This window comes from Rhodococcus gannanensis (assembly GCF_042681175.1).
Taxonomy (GTDB): Bacteria; Actinomycetota; Actinomycetes; order Mycobacteriales; family Mycobacteriaceae; genus Rhodococcus_G; species Rhodococcus_G gannanensis.
This window is the reverse complement of record NZ_JBHUFB010000020.1, coordinates 745939-763079: the sequence shown is the minus strand read 5'-3', so window position 1 is coordinate 763079 and position 17141 is coordinate 745939. Positions and strand designations below refer to the sequence as shown.

Genomic DNA, 17141 nt, shown 5'->3' with positions numbered 1-17141 from the left:
AAATGACCACGACACGAAACCATGGACGCAAGGTCCTCCTGACCGGCGGCGCCGGCGGCATCGGCAGCGCGGCGGCGCGCCGCCTCGCCGAGGAGGGCGCAGCCGTCGCGATCCTCGACCTGGACATCGCCTCGGCTCAGAAGCTGGCCGAGGACATCGCGGCTGCGGGCGGGACCGCCGTCGCCGTGTCCGCCGACGTCACCGACGAGGAGTCCGTCGGCTCCGCCGTCGAGGAAGCGGCCACGCAGCTCGGCGGCCTCGACGGCGTCGTCACCTGTGCCGGCATCGCGCGTTCCGCACTGGTGCACGAAATGTCGTTCGACGACTGGAACGCCGTCATCGGAATCAACCTGAGCGGCTCGTTCCTCGCGGTCCGCGCGGCACTGCCGTACATGCTCGAGGCGCCGCGCTCGTCCGTCGTCACCATCGGCTCCGTGGCGTCCGTGGTCTCCGCGAACACCAACACGTGCAGCTACGACGCGTCGAAGGCCGGCGTCCTCGGCCTGACCCGCTCCATCGCAGTTGGCTACGCCGACCGTGGTGTCCGTGCGAATGCGCTGTGCCCCGGGGTCGTCGACACCGAACTCGCGCGCAAGGCCCGCGAATGCGGTGGCGTCACCAGCACCGCACTCGACCGCACGCCGCTCGGACGCCGCGCCGAGGTCGACGAGATGGCCGCTGTGATCGCGTTCCTCATCTCCGACGAATCCTCCTACATGACGGGTTCGACGATCACGGCCGACGGCGGGATGACGGCCCAGTAGATCGATCCACGACAGGAGGGGGAGGCACCGTGGTGCCTCCCCCTTCGTCGTGCTCACTCAGCCGAGCGGGGGAGTGGGCGGCAGACCGGATCAGGGGCGCGTCAGAACGCGCTGCGGCCACCGTCGACGGTGTAGATGCCGCCGGTCACCCAGTCGGCCTCGTCGCTGGCGAGGAACAGCGCCACCGACGCGAGATCGTCGGGGGTGCCGAGGCGGCGGAGCGGGAACCGGGCGGCGGCGTCGGCGTCGAGCGCCACCTGATCCGCGTCCGGCGTCGCGGCACCGCGGTCCACGCGGGACTGGTACACGAGCGGTGTCGGGATGGTGCCGGGGCAGATCGCGTTGACGCGGACGTTGTCCGGCCCGTACGTGACGGCCATCTGCTTCGTCATCGCCACCACACCACCCTTGGCCGCGGTGTACGGGAAGATCCCGGGCAGACCGATCAGGCCGCCCATGCTGGCCTGGTTGATGATCGACCCCGTCCGGCGCTCGATCATGTGAGGGAGTGCGTACTTCGAGGTGAGCCACACGCCCTTGAGGTTCACGGCGATGACCTTGTCCCACTCGTCCTCGGTCGTGTCGGCCGCGTTGCCGGAGCCGTTGACACCGGCGTTCGCGAACACGATGTCGAGTTGCCCGAACTCGGCGAGGGTTTCGGCCACCATGCGCTGGGAGTCGGCGTCGGAGGTGACGTTCGCGGTGACCGGAAGTGCGCGTCCACCCGCGGCGGTGATCTCGGCTGAAACCGACTCCGCCGCTGCCAGATCCAGGTCGACGACGGCGACGGCAGCGCCTTCGGCGGCGAACCGTAGCGCCGAGGCGCGACCGAGGCCCGACCCCGCGCCGGTGATGAGTGCGATCTTGCCGGCCAGACGTCCGGTGCTGCTCATGGAAGTTGCCTTTCGGAAGTGATTGTGGATCAGGCGAACAGCGCGGTGAAGCGCCAGTCCAGCACAGGCGCCGGCGTTTCGCCGCCGCGATGGGCGTGGACGAGGGAACGCAGGTGGAGCACCCCGCCGGCGGCGAGTGCCTCGGCGGACTCGACGTGCAGTTCGCTGGTGAGGGTGTCGCCCTCGTGCACGGGCCCGGTGTGGTCGCACGACTGCCAGCCGAGGACGGTCACCAGGTTCGGCAGTGCTCGGCAGGCCTGGGCCAGCGCGATGCCGATCGTGTGGCCGCCGTACACCAGTCGCCCGGCCGCGCCGACCCGTTCGTCGTGATGGGTGGCTGCGATGTTGAGGGAGAGGCGCGCGAGTTCCGGTGCGCTCGTGACGACGTCGCCGCTGGAGGTGAACACCGTGCCGACGAGGTCGACGTCGAAGTGGGTGCCGGGCACCCGCTCCCGGTAGGCGCCGAGGTCCAGCCCCGCCGGGGCGGCCCACTGCGGCGGGTCCTGCGGGCCGATCGCGGACAGGTCGTCGGCGGGTCCGGGGAGGGTGGGATCCGCGCCGGGCTCCAGCGGCAGCATCGCGCAGCGGTAGAAGTCGAGGACGACATCGCCACGCTGATCGGTGGTGTTGATGCGCAGCGCGGCAAGGCCCGTCGCCGCCCGGCCGGGCTTCGCCGAGTTCTGCTTGAGCCCGACGACCTCGGTCGCGGTGTACAGCGTGTCACCGATGAGGGGGAGCCGGTGGAACCGCAGGCCGCGGTAGAAGAGGTTGGCCTTGACGTGGTGGGTCGCAAGGGTGGACTGCCCGATGGCGATGTCCGTGACGAGACCCGCATGCGCCACCGGTCCGCCCGCCACCAGTGTGGCGAGGTGGGCGTCGAGCGGCAGTCGCAGGCGGTCGCCGACGATCGCCTGGTGGGTGGCGGCGATCCCGTCGGTGAGGGTGACGCCCGGTGCGGTGTCGAACACCTCGCCCACCGTCAACTCGTCGAAGTACGGCCCGCCGACCGCGCGGGTGGTTGTCACGTCAGGCTCCGATCTGGGCGAGCGTGCGGCGGGCGGCGACCGCGACCGCCTCGTCGAGCATCTGACCGTCGAGCTGTGCGGCTCCGGCTCCGCGTGCCTCCGCCTCCTCCAGCGCGGCGAGGACGCGTCGAGCCTGGTCGGCCTGGTCGGTCGTCGGGGTGAATGTCTCCTGCGCGGTGACGATCTGGGCCGGATGGATGACCCACTTGCCATCGAAGCCGAGGTCGGCGACCCAGCGTGCGGCGTGGCGGAAGGCCTCGTCGTCGGCGATGCCGAGGAAGGGGCCGTCGACGACCTGGACCTTCGCTGCGCGTGCGGCGTGCAGGACGCGGTCCTGGACGTACAGCCACTGCTCGGGAGTCGCGGTCCGTGAACGGCCCAGCGCGGCACCGAGATCGGCGTACCCGATGATCACTGTCGTCAGGCGCGGCGCGGTGACGATCGCGTCGATGTCGCCGATCCCGGCCGGCATCTCGATCAGAGCCTGCACCGGCAGGGTGGCGGCGCCCGCCTCGGCCAGGACGGCATCGGCCTCAACCAGCACGGAGCGTGACTCCACCTTGGGGATCACCACCGACGTGAGGACGTCACCGAGTGCGGCGCAGGCCCGCAGGTCCTCGGTGAACCAGTGGGTGTCGGGCCCGTTGATGCGGACCGAGACGGCGCGGCCTGCGCCGTACTCGCGCACGAGGTCCGACACGGCGGCGCGGGCGGAGTCCTTCAGCGCAGTGGTCACCGCGTCCTCGAGGTCGAGAATCACCTCGTCGGCGCTGCTCGCCAAGGCCTTGCGGGCCTTGCGGTCGTCGGAGCCGGGGGCGACGAGGGCCGCTCGTCGACGTACTTCTCTCACGGGACGGGTTCCCTCTCGATAGTGTGCTGACGTGCACAAATGTGCTGCCGATGTGGTGGATCGGCGGCCCTTGCCGTGTCCGGTCGGGCCGTCCCGATGCCAACGAGACGGAGTCTTCCAGCCACGCAAAGACCATGTCAATGCTTATCATGATTGACATTGTCTCTTTGGTGGCCGACTATGGCCGTACAAATTCTCTCGGGCTCGGTGAGCCCGCTACCCGGTGAGGACATCCCGCGTGAGCTACTACCTGAACGACGAAGAAGCCTTCCTGGTGAAGACGGTGCGCGAGTTCGTCGACCGCGAGGTGAAACCGCGGGTGCAGGAGGTCGAGCACGCGAACGAGTACCCCGAGCAGTGGATCGAGCAGATGAAGAAGATCGGCATCTACGGACTCGCGATCCCGGAGGAGTTCGGCGGCGCCCCGGTGTCGATGCCCTGCTACGTCCAGGTCACCGAGGAGCTGGCCCGCGGCTGGATGACGCTGTCCGGCGCGATGGGCGGGCACACCGTCGTCGCGAAGCTGATCGGACTGTTCGGCACCGAGGAGCAGAAGCAGACGTACCTGCCGCGGATGGCGAACGGCGAGATCCGTGCGACCATGGCGCTCACCGAACCGGGTGGCGGATCCGACCTGCAGGCAATGACGACCACCGCCAAGCGCGACGGCGACGACCTCGTCATCGGCGGCGCGAAGACCTGGATTACGAACGCGCGCCGCTCCGGTGTGATCGCACTGCTGTGCAAGACCGACCCCGCGGCGACCCCGCGGCACCGTGGCATCTCGATCGTGCTCGTCGAGCACGGTCCCGGCCTGACCGTCTCGCGGGACCTGCCCAAGCTCGGCTACAAGGGCGTAGAGAGCTGCGAGCTCTCCTTCGACAACTACCGGATCCCCGCGACCGCGATCCTCGGCGGCGAGGCGGGCAGGGGTTTCGGGCAGATGATGAAGGGCCTGGAGACGGGCCGGATCCAGGTGGCGTCCCGGGCGTTGGGTGTGGCGGCGGCGGCGTTGGAGGACTCGTTGGCGTATGCGCAGCAGCGGGAGAGTTTCGGGCAGCCGATCTGGAAGCACCAGTCGATCGGCAACTACCTGGCCGACATGGCGACGAAGCTGACCGCCGCCCGGCAGCTGACCCGATTCGCCGCGGAGAAGTACGACGCAGGCGAACGCTGCGACATGGAGGCGGGTATGGCGAAGCTGTACGCGTCGGAGGTGGCGATGGAGATCGCGCTGAACGCGGTCCGCATCCACGGCGGGTACGGCTATTCCACCGAGTACGACGTCGAACGGTACTTCCGCGACGCCCCGCTGATGATCGTCGGCGAGGGCACCAACGAGATCCAGCGCAACGTCATCGCCGGTCAGCTCGTGGCCCGCGGCGGACTGTGACCGCCGTGGCATGAACGGTACCGAGCCGGCGTACGCGCAGCTCGCCCGCCAGCTGCGTGACGGCATCGCGTCGGGCGCGTACGCCGACGGTGTCCGCTTGCCGACCGAGGCGGAACTCGCGCTCGCACACGGGGTGAGCCGACAGACCGTGCGGCGCGCGTTCGCGGACCTCGTCGCGGACGGTGTTGTCTATCGCGTTCCGGGGCGCGGGACCTTCGTCGACGAGACGGGTCGCCGCTACCGTCGCCAGCTCGGATCGATCGAGGACCTGCTCGAACTTGCCTCGGACACCACCATGGAGATCCTCGCGCCGCTGCGGCGCGGGGTCGACATCGACGCCGCCGGCCGGCTCCGGCTGGACACCGATCTTCTGCACTCGGTGGTGCTGCGCCGCCTGCACGACACGGTCCCGTTCGCGTACACCACCGTGTACCTGCCCGATGCGGTGGCCGCTCACCTGCTTTCGGCTCCGGAACTCGCCGCCGGAGCGAGGAGTCGAAACACCGTGATGGGCCTGCTCGAACCACACCTGGCGAGTCCGATCGCCGAGGCAGCCCAGTCGATCACGGTCGCGTCCGCGACCGCGACGGTGGCCGACGAGTTGGGCTGTGCGGTGGGTCATCCGTTGCTCCGGGTCGACCGGCTGTACACGGACGGACTCGGCGAGGCGACCGAGTTGTCCGTGAGCTTCTTCCTGCCGGAGCACTACACGTATCGCGTGACCCTTCGGCGGGACGAGCACCATCGACCGCCGCAACGAGAGGAGTTGTGAATCATGAAGGTATTCCAGGGAATCGACGAGGTCGAGACCTCCGTGGGAGACCACGTCGGCTACAGCGACTGGATCGAGGTCACCCAGGAACGCGTGGACGCGTTCGCCGACGCGACCGACGACCACCAGTGGATTCACGTCGATCCCGAACGGGCGGCGTCGGGACCGTACGGCGGGACGATCGCGCACGGCTATCTGACGTTGTCGCTCCTCCCGGCACTCGGGAACCGGATCTTCGACGTCGACGGCGTCCGCATGAAGATCAACTACGGCACCAACAAGGTCCGCTTCCCGGCGCCCGTGCCGGTGGGTTCGAGGATCCGGTGCGGTGCCCGTATCGAGTCTGTCGAGCGCACACCCAAGGGCGCCAACCTGATCACCGTGTACACGATCGAGATCGAGGGCGCGGAGCGTCCGGCGCTGGTCGCCGAGACCATCCGCGTCCTCGTCGACTGAGAGGGAACTTCACATGACACGCGCAGCATTGGTCGCCCCCGTCCGGACCGCGGTCGGACGATTCGGCGGCGCACTCAAGGACGTGCCTGCCGTCACCCTGGCCACCACGGTGATCAAGGAGACCGTGGCCCGGTCCGGGATCGACCCGGAACTCATCGACGACGTCGCGATGGGGCAGTCGTACGCGAGCTCGGAGGCCCCGTGCATCGGCCGCTGGGCGGCACTCGATGCGGGCCTGCCGATCTCGGTCGCCGGATTGCAGACCGACCGCCGCTGCGGCACCGGACTCCAGGCGCTGGTGACTGCGGCGATGATGGTGCAGACCGGTGCGGCGGACGTCGTCCTGGCGGGTGGCGTCGAGTCGATGAGCAACATCGAGCACTACACCACCGGCGCGCGCTGGGGCGCCCGGTCCGGGGGCCTGCAGTTGTTCGATCGACTCGACCGCGGTCGGGAGCGGTCGCAGCCGGAGTGGCGTTTCGGGCGGATCAGCGGAATGATCGAGACCGCCGAGAACGTGGCGACCAAGTACGGGATCACCCGGGAGGATTCCGACGCGCTCGCCGCCGAGAGTCATCGCCGTGCCCACGAGGCTTGGGAGGCAGGGCGTTTCGATGCCGAAGTGGTTCCGGTGGAGATCACCGACCGCAAGGGGAACGTGACGACGTTCGCGCGGGACGAGGGGATCCGTCCCGGCTCGACCGTGGAGTTGCTCGGCACGCTGCGGGCGGTGACACCCGGCGGGGTGGTCACCGCGGGCAACGCCAGCCAGCAGAACGACGCCGCCGCATCGGTTCTCGTGGTGTCCGAGGATCGGCTCGACGAGCTGGGGCTCGAGCCGATCGGGTTCCTGGAAGGCTGGACGGCCGCGGGCTGCGATCCCGCACTGATGGGCCTCGGCCCGGTCCCGGCGGTGGAGAAGCTGTTTGCGCGCACCGGACGTCGCTTCGCGGACTTCGACCTCGTCGAACTCAACGAGGCGTTCGCCTGCCAGGTCCTCGGTGTCCTCGAGGGTTGGGGGTGGGGCGACCGGGAACGGCTGAACGTCAACGGTTCCGGCATCTCGCTCGGCCATCCGATCGGCGCCACCGGGGTTCGCATGCTGACCACCGCGCTGCACGAACTGCAGCGCCGCGGTGGCGGGCGGGCGCTGCTGACCATGTGCATCGGTGGCGGTCAGGGCATGGCCGCGTCGGTCACGTCCGCCTGATCGCTGACACGCACGCAGGCCCCGGGGCGGGACTGATCCAGGGCCTGCGTGCGCGAGGGGCTGCGGTCAGCGGCCCTGCCAGACCGGCGCGCGCTTCTCGGCGAACGCCCTGGCCCCTTCCTTCGCGTCCTCGGATGCGAACAGCGGTACCAGCACCTCACGCTGCCGGTCGAACGCCGCATCGGCGGCCAAGCCCGCGACCTCCACGATGATCTTCTTCGTTGCGGCTACGGCGAGGGGACCGTTCGCGGTGATGCGGGACGCCAATTCCAGTGCGGCGGTGAGTGCCTCGCCGGGCTCGGTGACACGGTTTACGAGGCCGTACTCGTAGCCCTCCGCCGCGGTGAAACTGTCGCCGGTGAGCGCGAGTTCCATCGCCTTCGCGTACGGCATGCGGTTCGGCAGGCGGAGCAGGCCTCCCGCACCGGCGGCGAGGCCACGCTTGACCTCGGGCAGGCCGAACCGAGCGTCGCTCGATGCCACCACGAGATCGGTTGCCAGGGTCAACTCGGTGCCACCCGCGAGGGCGAATCCCTCGACGGCGGAGATGATCGGTTTGACAGGGGGACGGGTCGTGAAGCCGAGCCCGCGGCCCTCGACGAGGATCGTCTCACCGGCCAGGTACGCCTTGAGATCCATTCCTGAACAGAAGTTTCCGCCCGCTCCGGTCAGTACGGCAACGGACAGGCTCGGCTCGCCGTCGAGCATGTCGACGGCGGCGGCGAGGCCGCGACTCACCTCGCCGTTGATCGAGTTGCGGGCGTCGGGTCGATTGATCGTGATCACCAGTGTGCGATCGCGTGGTTCGAGCAGAACTGCGTCGGTCATCGTGAATGTCTCTCGTCGGAAGCCAATTACATATAACTATGATAATGATAGGTGACGAGACGGAGGCATGATGTGTCCAGTTGACACACAGGGTTCTTCGGGAGTGTTGTGAGGCAGGCGTTCGCGTCGAGGAGAGGGGTCCCGCTACTGGGCGACCTTCCACGCCACGGGCTGCGCGAGGATCGGCGCCGCATGCTTGCGTAGCTGGGCGGCCATCTCCACCATGTGGGCGCGCATGGTGGTCTCGGCTCGGTCGGGGTCGCCCGCAGTCAGGGCGTCGAGGACTTCGATGTGTGCCGCCAGATCGGCCTTGCGGTGCCGCAGTGAGTAATCCGTGAGCTGAGGATTCGCGAAGAGGCTGCCCAGTGCATCGATCAGGTAGCTGAGCAACGGGTTGCCCGAGGCCCATGCCAAACCATCGTGGAACTCCTTGCTCGTCTCGTAGAACGTGTCGAGATCCTTGATGTTCTCGCTCATCCGGGTGACCGACGACTGCAAGGCGGCCAACTGCTCGGCGGAGATGTGTTCTGCCGCGAGGCGGGCGTTCATGGGTTCGAGGCCCACTCGGGCCTCGAGAAGGGTTTCGAGCGAGGCGTTCTCGAACTGGAGTAGCAGCGCGATGCTGTTCATCAGATTCGAGGAGTCGGGCTTCTCGATGGTCGGGCCGCCACCGGGACCGGGCTTGAGGGACAGCGCCCCCGAGAGCTCCAGGTAGCGCAGCGACTCGCGCAGGGTGCCCCGGCCGACGTCGTACTCCTCGAGCATCACCCGCTCGGGAGGCAGCCGGTCGCCGGGCCGCAAGCCCTTCTTGGCGATCTCGGAGACGATTCTGCGTGCGACGATCATCGCGGTCTTCTCAGGCCGATCGGATCTGCCCGGCACAGTGTCCCTCCCCGGTCGGTGCTGTTGAGGGCTCGATCCTACAACCCGGGCTCGGCCGGCCATTCTTGCCTCGCCGTGCCCGGTTCGGTCGGAGTCCTCGATGCGACCCGGGCACGACGAGGACGGCGTGTGCACGGTGCCGGACCGTCGCCCTCGTTCGTGGTGCCGCGGTCGCGGCACATCAGACCGCTGTGGTCACCACCTCGTCGATCGGGACGGATGCGGCGATCTTCGTGCGAGCCTGCATCACCGGTCGCGGACGCCCGCCGCCGACGGCTGCGCACAGTCGGCCGTCTCGGGCGTAGTAGGCGAGGAATCGGCGTCCGTCGTCCTCGACGACGTGCACGGTGTCGGCTGCGGTGGGGTCGCCGAGCGACTGGATCTTCACGTCGTACTGATCGCTCCAGAAGTACGGCACCTCCGGCTCGAGTGGGACGAGATTTCCGGGTGAGAGCGTTCGCCGGAACCTTGGCCTGGTCACCGACATTGCTCCAGTGTTCGATGCGAAGCGGGGTGCCGTCGCGAGATGCCCAGTGCTCGTACGCCTGCCGCGACCTCGCATCCGATGAATCCGGCGCCGACTACCAGCGTGTGCCTGCGGCCGTCGAGGTCCGCACGCAGTGACAGGGTGTCGTCGCGGGAGCGGAGCACGTGGACTCCGTCCAGCAGGGGGAGTGCCGGGATTCGGCGTGGCCGCAGTCCGGTGGCGATCACGAGTTCGTCGTAGTGCAGGGCGGCCCCGTCGGCGAGGGTGAGGATCCGGGCTTCGGCACGGCGGCCAAGCCGGCACCGACGATGACGATGTGAGACATTTCGGGCCTTCTCACCCGACTCACCCGACGAGTTCGGTGGTCGGCTGCGAGGCGCGCAGCATGTCGTCACGCTCGACGACCTTGATGCGTTCGCGGCCTTCCGGTTCGCCGAGGCTGCGCTCGTGGGCGTCGAGTCGGTACCAGCCGTCCCATGTGGTGTAGGGCAGGCTCTTGGATTCGAGGAACTCGATGATTGCGTTCTCGTCGGGGTTCGCGGCGCCGGTGAAGTTGGGGGCGTCGGCGAGCAGGCACGCGATGGTCTCGTTGGCGTCGCCCTTGGTGTGGCCGATGAGGCCGACGGGGCCGCGTTTGATCCAGCCGGTGACGTAGGTCGCGGGGATGTAGGCGGGAGTGGAGCCTGCGGAACGACCATCGGGTGTGTTGCCGTTCTCGTCGAGGACGCGTCCGGCTTCGTTGGGGACGGTGCCGGCTTGGTCGTCGAAGGGCAGTTTGGCGATGTTCTGTGACAGGTAGCCGACGGCGCGGTACACGGCCTGTACGTCCCAGTCGTTGAACGTGCCGGTGCCGCGGACGTTGCCGGTGCCGTCGAGTTCGGTGCGTTCGGTGCGCAGGCCGACGACCTTGCCGTCCTCGCCGAGGACCTCGGTGGGGGATTCGAAGAAGTGGAGGAACAGCTTGTGGGGGCGGTTTCCGACGTCGCGGATTGCCCAGTCCTGCAGGGTGTTGGCGACCATGTCGACCTGCTTGGAGGCGCGGCGGGCGGCTTCGGAGCCTTCGTCGTAGTCGATGTCCTCGGGGTCGACGATGACCTCGATGGTGGGGGAGTGGTCGAGTTCGCGTAGTTCGAGTGGGGTGAACTTGGCTTGGGCGGGGCCGCGGCGTCCGAAGACGTGTACCTCGACGGCCTTGTTGTTCTTGAGGCCTTCGTAGACGTTGGCGGGGATCTCGGTGGGGAGTAGTTCGTCGCCGGTCTTGGCGAGGACGCGGGCGATGTCGAGGGCGACGTTGCCGACGCCGAGGACGGCGACCTTCTCGGCCTCGAGGGGCCACTCGCGGGGGACGTCGGGGTGGCCGTCGTACCAGGAGACGAAGTCGGCGGCGCCGTAGGAACCGTCGAGTTCGATGCCGGGGATGTTCAGGGCGCGGTCGGCGTTGGCGCCGGTGGAGAAGATGACCGCGTCGTAGAACGTCCGCAGGTCGTCGAGGGTGATGTCGGTGCCGTAGTCGAGGTTGCCGAGGAGGCGGACCTGTGGCTTGTCGAGGACCTTGTGCAGTGCGGTGATGATGCCCTTGATGCGGGGGTGGTCGGGTGCGACGCCGTAGCGGATCAGGCCGAATGGGGCGGGCATGCGTTCGAAGAGGTCGATGCTGACGCCACGGTCGGCGGCGGTGTCGGACTTCATGAGGGCGTCGGCGGCGTAGATGCCGGCCGGGCCTGCGCCGACGATGGCCACTCGGAGCGGGCGATTCTGATCAGTCATGGATGTGTGGCGCGGATTCTCCCCCGTTCTCGGGGGGTGCGGACGCGCCATCCTCCTTATCTGTCGAGGGTGTCGGTTGCGTTGCCGTGCTGGGTGGAGGAAGTCGTGCGGCGCGAGTTCCGGCAGCAGTCGTGCGCGCAGGCGCAGCGTGCTCGGCTGCGGGTTCTCGTGCGGACAGATCTGTCGATCAGGCTGGGATGGTAGGAATCATAATCATGAATAAGGCGCTCGGCAATGGGTTTTGGTGAACGTGCGCGATGCCGGGCCCGGAGCGGGCACGCGAACCCACAGAGTGTTTTCAGCATCTGCGTCTACCCTGGAGGGTCGGCCCGACCCGGCGGAAAGAGCAGGCCCGAACCATGAGCAACACGGACGACAAGCGCAGCCCCGACGGCATCGAGGCGTTGCCCGTCGAGTCCGATCCGACCTCGGACTGGGCGCCACGCCCGACGCCGCGGACGCCGGACCAGCCGACGGAGCAGCTGGACGCGCCCAGATACACCGCCGACCCCACGGAAGCGTATGGCGGCGGGCCGACCCAGGCGCTCCCCGCCCATCCGGACCAGCCCACACAGGCATATCCGACGTACGAGGCGTATCAGGGCGGGCAGCAGCCGAACCCGACGCAGGCGTACCCGACGTACGAGGCGTATCAGGGCGGGCAGCAGCCGAACCCGACGCAGGCGTACCCGACGTACGAGGCGTACCAGGGTGGGCAGCAGCCGAACCCGACGCAGGCGTACCCGACGTACGAGGCGTACCAGGGTGGGCAGCAGCCGAACCCGACGCAGGCCTATTCGACGGCCTACGGCGGGCAGCAGGCCGGGTACCCGCCGCCGGGAGGGCCGGGCGAGCCGTATCAGCAGGAACAGCCGGACGGCGGGAAGAAGGGACCGGGCAAGGGGGTTCTGATCGCGGCGGCCACCGTCGCCGGCCTGCTGCTCGTCGCGGTGATCGGCATCGGCGCGATGCTGCTCTCGGGTGGCGGCGAGGACTCGACGGCTTCCGCGCCGACATCGGCCCGCGCACTGCCGCCCACTGCGGCGCCCGCGCCGAGCACACCGCGGTCGGAGGACGAGGAGATCGAGCCACCGGACTTCTCTCGGATCCCCGGGGGTGTGGGTGAGGCCATCGGCGCGGCGGGCGCCGCGATCGGCAGCGTCCGCTCCAACGACGGGTCCACGTTGATCCTGGACGGAATCGGTGGGTCCAGCGTGACGGTGACGACCGACGCGTCGACCGAGGTGGTCGCGATCGGCGCGAGCAGTGTCGACGAACTCGAAGTGGGCGAAACCGTGCTCGTGCAGGGTGACCCGGGCCCGGACGGAACCGTTGCCGCCCGCGTCATCATCAGCACCCGCATCCCGGATCTGGGTGAGTTCGGTGGCAACTGAGTTCGAGCCGAGTGCCGCACGTGTCGGTCCGGCTGGATATTGTGTCGTGCAATGACGCTCATCTGGTTCGGACTGTCGGCGATCGCGCTCGCGGGTGCGGTCGTGTTGTTGTACGTCGATCGCAGCCGTCGTGAGCAGTTCGGGCGGGTCCGGCAGATGTGGGCGAAGGCGCAGGGCTACGTCTACCACGAGTCCGACGACCACCTCCCGTCCAACTGGCATCGCGCGGCACTGGCGCGGCAGGAATACCTCGGCGCCGTCGACGTCGTGCACGGCACGCGGCGCGGCGAGAGCTTCGTGCTCTTCGACCTGCCGGAGTCGCTCACGATCGTCGCGGTACAGCGGACCTACGGTTCCGACGTCGACATCGACCTCCGGCTGAAGTCGACGCCGCCACCCAAGGACACCGACCTCAACCTGCTCGGCGCGATCGGGCCGCGGGTGGTGTTCGCGACCGACCTCGAGATCGCTCGGCGGGTGTGTGACCAGCGGATGGTGACGTTCACGGAGTCGGTGCCGCCGCAGGTGCAGATGCTGTGGAGCGAGGGCGACTGGACGCTCGGCTCGCTCCCGATCACGAGCAGCGGACGGGACTGGGAGGCCGCGATCGAGGCCGTCTCGCGGTTGTCGGGCATCCTTCACGTGCTGCCACCGGTGGCCGAGGCGACGGGCACCCGCTCGGGCAGCGTGCACGATCCGGGTCGCCCCCGCCCGCACCCGCTGGATCTGCACGACGACTGACCACGTTTCGCCTGCGTGACCGGTGTGGCGGGTGATGTCCGAAGTGGGTAGATTCCACCACCGTGACTGTTGTGGCGATTGTGGTGATTGTTGCCCTGGTTGTGTGTTGTTGGCTGGCGTCCGTGGCGCGCCGCGTCCGCCGTTGCACCGCAAACCTCACCGCCAGCCTCGCGCTCCTCGAAACGGAGATCGATCGCCGTCACCGCCAGGCCGAGTCCCTGGTCGTCGCGGCCCGCGCGGTCGGCATGGACTCCTCCCTGACCGGGCCGGTCGCCGGCGCCCGATCCTTCGCCGCGGGTATGCGCGACCAGGGCCTGACGTTGCGTGACCGTGCCGGCGCCGAGAACGCGCTGTCCGTCGCGCTGTACGGCGTGACCAGCGTCGCGGTCGCCGACCCGGCGGTGAAGAACGACTGGACGGTTCAGCGTCCCGTCCTCGACCTCCAGACCACCGAGCAGCGGCTGTCCGGCGCTGCCCGGGTCTACAACGATCACGCGGGGGCGATGAACGGGCTGCTCCGCGGACTCTCGACGCGGCCGTTCGCGCGCATGTTCGGTGCGGCGCCTGCGACCCTGTTCGAGGCGGACGCCGCGCAGGTGGCGTCACGGGTGACCGACGACGTTCCGCCACCGATGAACGAACCCGCCGCGTCGACGGAGGGTGCCGCCCTCTGACGGCGGGGCCGTCGCGACTAGGCTCTTCGTTCGACAAACGGACGTCGACACTGAATGCGAAGAGGGAGCGGTTCGATGACGGAGAAGGCTGAGCTGGCCGGGCTCGTGCGTGAGCTGGCTGTGGTGCATGGCAAGGTCACCCTGTCGTCGGGCAAGGAAGCCGACTACTACGTGGACCTGCGCCGGGCGACCCTGCACCACCGCGCCGGCCCGCTCATCGGCTCGCTGCTGCGCGAACTCGTCGCCGACTGGGACTTCGACGCCATAGGCGGCCTCACGATGGGAGCCGACCCCGTCGCGCTCGCCGTCATGCACGCTCCCGGCCGCCCGATCGACGCCTTCGTGGTGCGCAAGGCGGCGAAAGCGCACGGTATGCAGCGGCAGATCGAGGGCCCCGACGTCACCGGCAAGCGCGTCCTCGTCGTCGAGGACACCACCACCACCGGCAACTCCCCGCTTACCGCGGTCCGCGCACTCCGTGACGCCGGCGCGATCGTCGTCGGTGTGGCGACCGTCGTGGACCGCGCCACCGGCGCCGACGAGGTCATCGCGGCCGAGGGCGTCGAGTACCGCTCGCTGCTCGGCCTCGCCGACCTCGGCCTGTAGGCGCCTGCTGCGCTCGTGCGCGGTTGACGGGTTGCGACACCCGCACACCGCGCACGAGCGGCGCAGCCGCCTACTCTGGGCCGGTGCCGATTCGGAAGACGTCCACTTGCCTCGCCGACGGGCGGGAGCTGATCTGCTTCGACGGCGGCGACGGCGCCGTCCGGAACGCCGTCGACACCCGAGACCTCGGCGCGGTCGCGGCGACCTCAGTCATGCGCTACGACGTGCTCACCGGCGAGTGGGTCACCTTCGCCTCGCACCGCAATGCCCGCACGTTCCATCCCGCGACGGCGGACTGCCCGCTGTGCCCGAGCCGACCCGGCGGGTCGGCGACGGAGATCCCGTTCGGGGACTACGAGGTCGCGGTGTTCGAGAACCGCTTCCCGGCCTTCTCGTTCGGTGCCTCCGGTACCGGTGATCTCGTCGACGGCGAGCAGTTGTGGCCGGAGGCGCCGGCGACCGGGCGCTGCGAGGTGGTGTGCTTCGACAGCGACCACGACCGCTCCTTCGCCGACCTCGAGCCGGCCCGGGTGCGGACGGTCCTCGGCGCCCTCGTCGACCGCACCCGCGAACTTTCCGCGCGTCCCGGTGTCGCGCAGGTGTACTGCTTCGAGAACCGGGGCGAGGAGATCGGGGTGACGCTGTCGCATCCCCACGGTCAGATCTACGCCTATCCGACGACCACGCCGCGCACCGAGGCGTTGCTGCGGCAGTCGCGCGAGTACCGCAGCCGCACCGGCGGGCTCCTGCTGCGCGACGTCCTCGATGCGGAACGTCGCGCAGGCGCCCGTGTCGTCGCCGCAGGCGAGCACTGGACCGCGTACGTTCCGGTCGCGGCGCGCTGGCCGGTGGAGGTGCACGTCGCTCCGCATCGCGACGTCGCCGACCTCACCGAGCTCGACGACGCCGAACTCGACGAGATCGCCGTGCTGTGGCCCGAACTGCTGTCCCGGTTCGACCGCTACTTCGACGGCGTCGACCGGCTGCCGTACATCGCGGGCTGGCATCAGGCGCCGGTCGGGGAGGGTCGCGAGCTCGGCCGGTTGTACCTGCAGGCGTTCTCGCTGATGCGGTCACCGCACCGGATGAAGTACCTCGCCGCGTCGGAATCCGGGATGGGGGCCTGGATCTCGGACACGACACCGGAGCAGATCGCCGACCGTTTGCGTGCCGTCGCGACGGGACCGCAGTCGTGACCGAGTGGCTGCCCCCGATGTCCGACGCGGAACTCGCGGCCGCGGCCACGGCGCGTTTCCGGGAGGCGTTCGGTGCCGAGCCGGACGGGGTGTGGGCGGCGCCGGGCCGGGTGAACCTGATCGGTGAGCACGTCGACTACGCAGGCGGGCTGTCGCTGCCGATCGCGCTCATGCACAGCACCGCGGTCGCGGTGCGTGCGCGAACGGACGACCGACTGCGGCTGCGTTCGCATCTCGGCGCCTGGGACGGCGCGGTGGACGAGGTCGCTCCGGGGGAGCCGTCCGGGTGGCCGGCATACCTGGCCGGTGTGGTGTGGGCGATGCGTCGGGCCGGACTGTGCGACAGCAGGTTCGGCGCCGACGTCGCGGTCGTGTCCGCGGTGCCGGTCGGAGCGGGACTGTCGAGCTCGGCGGCGCTGGAGTGTGCACTGGCGATCGCCGTCGCGGATCTGGTCGGTGCGCCGACCGACGAAGCTGGACGCGGTGCGCTCGCGGCCGCATGTGTGGGGGCGGAGAACGAGATCGCCCTCGCGCCGACCGGCGGCATGGACCAGGCGATCGCGTTGTGCGGGAAGGAAGGTCATGCCCTGCTGGTGGACTCGGGTGACGGCACGGTCGCACCCGTCCCGCTCGACCTCGCCGCATCGGGACTCGCGGTGCTGGTGATCGACACCCGCGCACCCCACCGCCTCGTCGACGGTCGGTATGCCGAGCGGCGCCGGTCGGTGGAGGAGGCGGCGGCGTCGCTGGGTGTCACCACGCTGCGGCGTGCAACCGATGCCGACCTCGTGCGGCTGGAGGACTCGGTGCCGAGGCGCCGGGCTCGACACGTCGTCACCGAGATCGAGCGCGTGCGGGAGACGTTGCGGCTGTTGGCGTCCGGTGACATCTGCGACATCGGTCCACTGCTCACCGCCTCGCACGTCTCGCTCCGCGACGACTTCGAGGTGTCCTGCCCCGAACTCGACAACGCCGTCGACTCGGCACTCGCTGCCGGCGCACACGGGGCGCGGATGACGGGAGGTGGATTCGGCGGGTCCGCGATCGCGCTCGTCGACGACCGGGACGTGGATCGGGTTGCCATGGAAGTGTTGTCGAACGCGAGAACGCGGGGGCTCGTCGCCCCCGCGTTCCTCCGTCTGGGTACCGGGGGAGTCGCGGCGCGACGTCTGGTCCCGGTGATGTGACGCCGCTGATCGCGCC

17 protein-coding genes and 1 pseudogene are annotated in these 17141 nt (G+C 69.3%); 11 read left to right on the top strand and 7 right to left on the bottom strand.

Annotation, left to right across the window (positions count from 1 at the left end; translation table 11 throughout):
- Nucleotides 1-2: 2 nt before the first annotated feature.
- Nucleotides 3-764, top strand: a complete 762-nt coding sequence (locus ACFSJG_RS24350) for an SDR family NAD(P)-dependent oxidoreductase (protein ID WP_378487790.1) — start codon at nt 3-5, stop codon at nt 762-764.
- Nucleotides 765-865: 101 nt separating this feature from the next.
- Here the strand turns inward: ACFSJG_RS24350 and ACFSJG_RS24345 are convergent, their stop codons facing one another.
- Genes ACFSJG_RS24345 through ACFSJG_RS24335 form a run of 3 tightly spaced genes read right to left on the bottom strand, consistent with a single transcriptional unit; the run spans nt 866 to nt 3532 of the window.
- Complete coding sequence (locus tag ACFSJG_RS24345) at nt 866-1657, bottom strand: SDR family NAD(P)-dependent oxidoreductase (RefSeq protein ID WP_378487789.1); 792 nt, start codon at nt 1655-1657, stop codon at nt 866-868.
- A 29-nt stretch (nt 1658-1686) separates the two neighbouring features.
- Nucleotides 1687-2682, bottom strand: coding sequence for a MaoC family dehydratase (locus tag ACFSJG_RS24340; protein ID WP_378487788.1), 996 nt, complete (start codon nt 2680-2682; stop codon nt 1687-1689).
- A gap of 1 nt (nt 2683) precedes the next feature.
- A complete protein-coding gene (locus tag ACFSJG_RS24335) occupies nt 2684-3532 on the bottom strand; it encodes an HpcH/HpaI aldolase/citrate lyase family protein (RefSeq protein ID WP_378487787.1) in 849 nt (282 codons plus the stop codon).
- A gap of 238 nt (nt 3533-3770) precedes the next feature.
- Here ACFSJG_RS24335 and ACFSJG_RS24330 point away from each other — a divergent pair, with 238 nt between their 5' ends.
- The 4 genes from ACFSJG_RS24330 to ACFSJG_RS24315 are packed head-to-tail and all read left to right on the top strand — an operon-like array spanning nt 3771 to nt 7363.
- On the top strand, nt 3771-4925 hold the full coding sequence (locus ACFSJG_RS24330; protein ID WP_378487786.1) for an acyl-CoA dehydrogenase family protein: 1155 nt from the start codon (nt 3771-3773) through the stop codon (nt 4923-4925).
- A 10-nt stretch (nt 4926-4935) separates the two neighbouring features.
- Nucleotides 4936-5697: a GntR family transcriptional regulator gene (locus ACFSJG_RS24325; protein WP_378487785.1), complete on the top strand. Its 762-nt coding sequence runs from the start codon at nt 4936-4938 to the stop codon at nt 5695-5697.
- Between the two features lie 3 nt (nt 5698-5700).
- Nucleotides 5701-6153 (top strand): MaoC family dehydratase, encoded by a 453-nt coding sequence (locus ACFSJG_RS24320; protein ID WP_378487784.1) that lies wholly within the window; start codon nt 5701-5703, stop codon nt 6151-6153.
- Between the two features lie 13 nt (nt 6154-6166).
- A complete protein-coding gene (locus ACFSJG_RS24315) occupies nt 6167-7363 on the top strand; it encodes an acetyl-CoA C-acetyltransferase (protein ID WP_378487783.1) in 1197 nt (398 codons plus the stop codon).
- Nucleotides 7364-7429: 66 nt separating this feature from the next.
- Here ACFSJG_RS24315 and ACFSJG_RS24310 read toward each other — a convergent pair whose 3' ends face one another.
- The 4 genes and pseudogenes from ACFSJG_RS24310 to ACFSJG_RS24285 form a co-directional block, all read right to left on the bottom strand.
- Entirely contained in the window at nt 7430-8191 is a 762-nt protein-coding gene (locus ACFSJG_RS24310; RefSeq protein WP_378487782.1) for a crotonase/enoyl-CoA hydratase family protein, read from the bottom strand.
- Between the two features lie 144 nt (nt 8192-8335).
- Nucleotides 8336-9037 carry a FadR/GntR family transcriptional regulator gene (locus ACFSJG_RS24305; protein ID WP_378487781.1) on the bottom strand — a complete coding sequence of 234 codons (702 nt, stop codon included), beginning with the start codon at nt 9035-9037 and terminating at the stop codon, nt 8336-8338.
- Nucleotides 9038-9254: 217 nt separating this feature from the next.
- Nucleotides 9255-9829 (bottom strand): annotated as a pseudogene (locus ACFSJG_RS27145) (oxidoreductase C-terminal domain-containing protein); the annotation flags it as partial.
- A 76-nt stretch (nt 9830-9905) separates the two neighbouring features.
- A complete protein-coding gene (locus ACFSJG_RS24285) occupies nt 9906-11327 on the bottom strand; it encodes an FAD-dependent oxidoreductase (RefSeq protein WP_378487778.1) in 1422 nt (473 codons plus the stop codon).
- Nucleotides 11328-11686: 359 nt separating this feature from the next.
- Here ACFSJG_RS24285 and ACFSJG_RS24280 point away from each other — a divergent pair, with 359 nt between their 5' ends.
- The 6 genes from ACFSJG_RS24280 to galK all read left to right on the top strand — a co-directional run bounded on the left by ACFSJG_RS24280 (nt 11687) and on the right by galK (nt 17125).
- On the top strand, nt 11687-12721 hold the full coding sequence (locus ACFSJG_RS24280) for a hypothetical protein (protein ID WP_378487777.1): 1035 nt from the start codon (nt 11687-11689) through the stop codon (nt 12719-12721).
- A 51-nt stretch (nt 12722-12772) separates the two neighbouring features.
- Nucleotides 12773-13462, top strand: coding sequence for a type III secretion system chaperone family protein (locus ACFSJG_RS24275; RefSeq protein WP_378487776.1), 690 nt, complete (start codon nt 12773-12775; stop codon nt 13460-13462).
- Nucleotides 13463-13584: 122 nt separating this feature from the next.
- Nucleotides 13585-14136: a LemA family protein gene (locus ACFSJG_RS24270; RefSeq protein ID WP_378487775.1), complete on the top strand. Its 552-nt coding sequence runs from the start codon at nt 13585-13587 to the stop codon at nt 14134-14136.
- Nucleotides 14137-14211: 75 nt separating this feature from the next.
- The gene (pyrE, locus tag ACFSJG_RS24265; protein WP_378487774.1) at nt 14212-14742 is read left to right on the top strand and encodes an orotate phosphoribosyltransferase; all 531 of its coding nucleotides are present in this window, start codon (nt 14212-14214) and stop codon (nt 14740-14742) included.
- 83 nt (nt 14743-14825) lie between these two features.
- Nucleotides 14826-15938 (top strand): galactose-1-phosphate uridylyltransferase, encoded by a 1113-nt coding sequence (gene galT, locus ACFSJG_RS24260; protein WP_378487773.1) that lies wholly within the window; start codon nt 14826-14828, stop codon nt 15936-15938.
- A 17-nt stretch (nt 15939-15955) separates the two neighbouring features.
- Nucleotides 15956-17125, top strand: a complete 1170-nt coding sequence (gene galK, locus ACFSJG_RS24255) for a galactokinase (protein WP_378487940.1) — start codon at nt 15956-15958, stop codon at nt 17123-17125.
- Nucleotides 17126-17141 lie beyond the last annotated feature (16 nt).